We start from the raw sequence: 4,396 nt of genomic DNA, 5'->3' as shown, positions 1-4,396 counted from the left end.
GCCCCGCGCACCGCCGGCCGCCTCCTGCTCGACGGCGCCGATGCCGCGCCGGACTCCCCGCAGGCGGCGATTGCGCTCGGCATCGGCTTCGTCGCCGGCGACCGGGTGGGCGAATCCACCGCGCCGCGCCTTTCGGTCGCCGAGAACGCCTTCCTCAACGCCTATGCCCACGGCATGAAGCCGCTTTCCATCGTCCCGCCCGGCCGCCTCGCCCGCCGCGCCATGGCCCTCGGCCGCGCCGTCGGCCTGCGGCCGAACGATCCCGCCCTGCCGATCGAGCAGCTCTCCGGCGGCAACCAGCAGAAGGTCGTGGTCGGCCGCTGGCTCGACCAGTCCGCCCGCCTGCTGGTGTTCGAGGACCCGACCGCCGGCGTCGATGTCGGTGCCAGGGCCGACATCTACCGCCTCTTCGCCGCCGCCGCCGCGTCCGGGGCGGCGATCGTCGTCGTCTCGTCGGATTTCGAGGAGATCGCCGAATTGTGCGACCGCGCGCTGGTCTTCGACCGCGGCGCCGTGGTCGCCGAGATCGCCGGGGCGGCGCTGACCATGGAACGCCTGCTCGCCGCCGCCTCCGCCGGCATCGCGGCGGCACCACCTGAAGCCGGGGAGATCCGCGATGGAATCGCTTAAGTCCGACGCGCTGGAGCCGAGCGGCGCCGAGCGCGCCGCCCTGCCGCGCGCCGAACTCCGCCGCCGCCTGCTCACCGTCTATGGCCTGCCGATCCTCACGGTGGCACTGATCGTGCTGTTCTCGCTGCTGCTGCCGGACACTTTCCCCACGGCCAGCAACATGCGGGCGATCTTCGTGGTGAAATCGGTCGTCGCCCTGCTCGCACTCGCCGCCCTGCCGCCGATGATCGCCGGGCGGATCGACCTGACCGTGGGCTACGGCATCGTGCTGTGGTCGATCATCGCGATCAGCCTGCAGGTGCAGTATCACTGGCCCTGGCCGCTCGCGGTGCTGGCGGTGCTCGTCCTCGGCGGGCTGTTCGGGCTGATGAACGGCATGCTGGTCGAGATCGCGCAGATCGACAGTTTCATCGCCACACTCGGCACCGGCACCATCATCTACGCCCTCGCCGAATGGTATACCGGCGGCGAGCAGGTGGTCGGCACGCTGCCTGCGGCCTTCACCGCCATCAACGACGGCCGCCTGTTCGGCCTGGTCCCCTTTCCCGCGCTCTACGTGCTGGTGGTGGCGCTGCTGCTCTGGCTGGTGACCGAGCGGATGCCGCTCGGCCGCGTGCTCTACGCGATCGGCGCCAACCGCCGCGCCGCCGAGCTGAACGGCATCGCGGTGCGCCGGCATGTCATCCTCGTCTTCGTCGCCTCCGGCGTGCTGACCGCCTTCGCCTCGGTGGTGCTGGCCGCACAGCTGCGGATCGGCGCGACCAGCCTCGGGCTCAGCTACCTGCTGCCCGCGCTGGTCGGCGCCTTTCTCGGCTCGACCACGATCCGCCCCGGCCGGGTGAACGTGTGGGGCACGGTGGTGGCCGAGTTGCTGCTCGCGGTCGGCATTTCCGGGATCGAGCAGCTCGGCGGCGCGTTCTTCGTCTCCAGCCTGTTCAACGGCGTCACCCTCGTGGTCTCGATCGGCCTGGCCGGTCTCGCCCAGCGGCGGCGCGGCGTTCTCATCAAGGCGGCGCCGCCGGCGCCCGCCACAACCGGGGAGGACTCATGAAAAGGAAAACCACCTTGCTGGCGGCGCTTTCCGTCGCCGGCTTCGCGACACCGGCGCTGGCCGCGCCCTCGATGCTCGCGACCGCTCGGCAATATGTCGCCGCCGCGACCAATCCCGCCCTGCCCTATACCGGGCCGACCACCGGGCCGAAGGCGGTGGAAGGCAAGTTCATCGTCTATGTCTCGTCGAACCAGTCGAATGGCGGGGCGCGCGGCGTGGGCGAGGCGGTGCGCGCGGCGGCGAAGGCGATCGGCTGGCGCTTCCGGCTGCTCGACGGCAAGGGCACGGCGGCCGGGCAGAACGCCGCCCTGTCGGAGGCGATCGCGCTAAAGCCGGCCGGCATCGTCCTCGGCGGGCTCGATGCGACGCAGTCCGCCCCCTTCATCGAACAGGCCGACAAGGCCGGGATCAAGGTGGTCGGCTGGAATGTCAGCCCGCACCCGGGGCCGATCGCCAAGCCCGCCATCGTCTACAACGTGGCGCAGGACCCGCTGGAGGTCGCCCGCGCCGCCGCGCTCTACGCCATCGCCCGCTCGGACGGGCATGCCGGCGTCGTCATCTTCACCACCAGCGAATTCTCGATCGCGCTCGCCAAGTCGAACCGGATGGCGGCGATCATCCGCGCGTGCAAGGGCTGCCACCTGCTCGGCATCGAGAACGTGCCGCTCTCCTCCACCGCGACGCGCATGCCCCAGGTCACCGCCGCCCTGCTCGCCAAATACGGCAAGAGCTGGACCTATTCGCTCGCCATCAACGACCTCTATTACGACTACATGGCCCCCGGCCTGTCCGCCGCCGGCCATCGCGGCGACGGCCCGCCCTACAACGTCTCGGCCGGCGACGGCTCGCAATCCGCCTTCCAGCGCATCCGCACGAAACAGTTCCAGACCGCGACCGTCGCCGCCCCGCTGGAGCTGGAGGGCTGGCAATGCGTCGATGAGCTGAACCGCGCCTTCGCCGGGCAGAAGCCGGTCGCCGAGCCCGACCCGGTGCACCTCTTCACCCCCGAGAACGTCAACCAGGACGGCGGCGCCAAGGACGTGTTCAACCCGCCCAACGGCTACAAGAAGGTGTTCCTGCGGATCTGGGGCCGCGCCGGCTGAAGCCGGCGCCGCCATCCCCCGCCCCGCTTCCCATCCACCGTCCCGCGGGGCGGGCACCGCGCCCGCCGCGAACCAGTCGCGCCGATTTCGCAACACGCATGGCGCGACAATTCGACTATCAGCAAAACCAGCAGTTGCGGCCGGCCCGGAGTCCGGCCGCGCGGAACCGCGCGAAGGAGACGTCCATGCCCACCACCATCGAACTGACCGACCGCATCGTCTTCGACCCGCACGTCACCACCCTGCGCCGCGGCATCGCCCGCTGGCAGCAGGCGGAAAACCTCGCCGTGCTGTTCGCCTATGCCGGCTTCGCCGCCGCCCCCCTGCTGCTCGCCGCCTTCGCCCGCTGACCGCCGCGCCTCCATCCCATTGATAAAGATGCTCTAGTGTCCCGAATCTGAAATCCATCGGATTTCAGATTCACAGTGGACACTTGAAAAAACAATAGTTTAGTGGCCTGCTTGTCCCTGAAATTCACCCACGAATTTCAGGGGCAGGACACTAGAACACCACCGTCACCTCCACCTGCCCGACCACGGCGTCCGGCTCCGCCTTCGCGCCATCCAGCGGATCGGGAATCCCGCCGCCCGGCCGGACGATATACTGAACATCCGGCGTCACGCTCAGCCAGGGCGCCACCTGCGCCGTGTAATCGAGTTCGAGATCGGTCTCCGCCCCCGGCACCGGCGCGCGCGCCCCGCCGAGCCGGTTCTCCGCCCGCACCAGCGTCGCCGCGCGCGGGCTGATCCGGTCCCACGACACCGCGACCGCCGCCGCATCATGTGGCCGCCCGCGGAACGTGCCGTCCAGCACCAGCCCCGCCTGCGCGTCGAGCGAGATCAGGTTGCGGTCCGGCGGTGCGGCGGCCACCCGCGCGAAGCCCCGCAGCCGCCGCCCGCGCGCGCCATGCCAGAGCGTCTGCGTATCCCCGGCATAGATCACGTCATCCCCCCGGTCCTGCCGCGCCGGGCCGGGATCGATGCCGACGGCCGCCAGCGCCAGGCTCTGCCCGGTCACGCTGTAGAGCAGGTCCGGCCGGCTCAGCGTGTCGTACAGCCCACCGACCAGCGCCATGCCCCGGCCGAGGCCGGGCAGGCGGTAGCGGACATCCGCCTCGCCGATCACCAGCGCCCCGGCATTCAGCGGAAAGCCGAGGCCGCCCGCATCCCGCGCCGGCGGCGCCGGCCCCTCCAGCGGTTGCCCGAGCGGATCGCCGGCGAACAGCCCCACCCGCAGCCGCAGCGCCCGCGTCGCCTGCACCGCCACCATCGCCCCCGGCCCCTCGTAGGAAAACGCCGGCCCGCCGCCCGGCAGGTTGTCCGCCATGATGTTGCGGTAGGTGAAATTGGAATTCACCAGCGCCGCCGCCGCCGGGTTCTGGTCGAAATTCTCGTCGATCCCGAACTTCCCGAGCTTCACGTGCACCGCGTCATGCGCCGCCTTCCAGCTCAGATAGGCATCGCCCAGCCGCGCCCCGCCCGGCGCCTCCTCATAGGCGAGCCCGCTCAGGCTCTGCACGTCATGGCCCGACGGTCCGCGCCCCTGCACCAGCCAGGCCGAGACATAGGCCGAAAGCCCCGGAATCCCGGCATACCGCCCCAGCGCCACCCGC

General features: G+C 70.9%; 4 protein-coding genes and 1 pseudogene. 4 read left to right on the top strand and 1 reads right to left on the bottom strand.

Annotated elements, in window-relative coordinates; genetic code table 11:
- The 4 genes and pseudogenes from APM_RS03125 to APM_RS21975 form a co-directional block, all read left to right on the top strand.
- Positions 1–630, top strand: a pseudogene (locus tag APM_RS03125) (ATP-binding cassette domain-containing protein); the annotation flags it as partial.
- Complete coding sequence (locus APM_RS03120) at positions 617–1,681, top strand: ABC transporter permease (RefSeq protein WP_007421902.1); 1,065 nt, start codon at positions 617–619, stop codon at positions 1,679–1,681. The pseudogene APM_RS03125 and the gene APM_RS03120, both read left to right, overlap by 14 nt.
- On the top strand, positions 1,678–2,784 hold the full coding sequence (locus APM_RS03115) for a substrate-binding domain-containing protein (RefSeq protein ID WP_039887644.1): 1,107 nt from the start codon (positions 1,678–1,680) through the stop codon (positions 2,782–2,784). Before APM_RS03120 ends, APM_RS03115 begins: the two co-directional genes overlap by 4 nt.
- Before the next feature lie 185 nt (positions 2,785–2,969).
- Entirely contained in the window at positions 2,970–3,134 is a 165-nt protein-coding gene (locus APM_RS21975; RefSeq protein ID WP_013640105.1) for a hypothetical protein, read from the top strand.
- Positions 3,135–3,285: 151 nt separating this feature from the next.
- Here APM_RS21975 and APM_RS03105 read toward each other — a convergent pair.
- A partial coding sequence (locus tag APM_RS03105; protein WP_007421900.1) for a carbohydrate porin occupies positions 3,286–4,396 on the bottom strand: 1,111 nt, incomplete at its 5' end.

The sequence above is a fragment of the Acidiphilium sp. PM genome (genome assembly GCF_000219295.1).
Classification (GTDB): Bacteria; Pseudomonadota; Alphaproteobacteria; order Acetobacterales; family Acetobacteraceae; genus Acidiphilium; species Acidiphilium multivorum.
The sequence above is the reverse complement of the archived record's forward strand: the minus strand, read 5'-3'. Positions and strand labels throughout refer to the sequence as shown.

Bases quoted from the DNA above. Each gene is read 5' to 3' on its own strand.
- APM_RS03120 (WP_007421902.1), top strand. From the start codon at position 617: ATGGAATCGCTTAAGTCCGACGCGCTGGAGCCGAGCGGCGCCGAGCGC.
- APM_RS21975 (WP_013640105.1), top strand. From the start codon at position 2,970: ATGCCCACCACCATCGAACTGACCGACCGCATCGTCTTCGACCCGCAC.
- APM_RS03115 (WP_039887644.1), top strand. From the start codon at position 1,678: ATGAAAAGGAAAACCACCTTGCTGGCGGCGCTTTCCGTCGCCGGCTTC.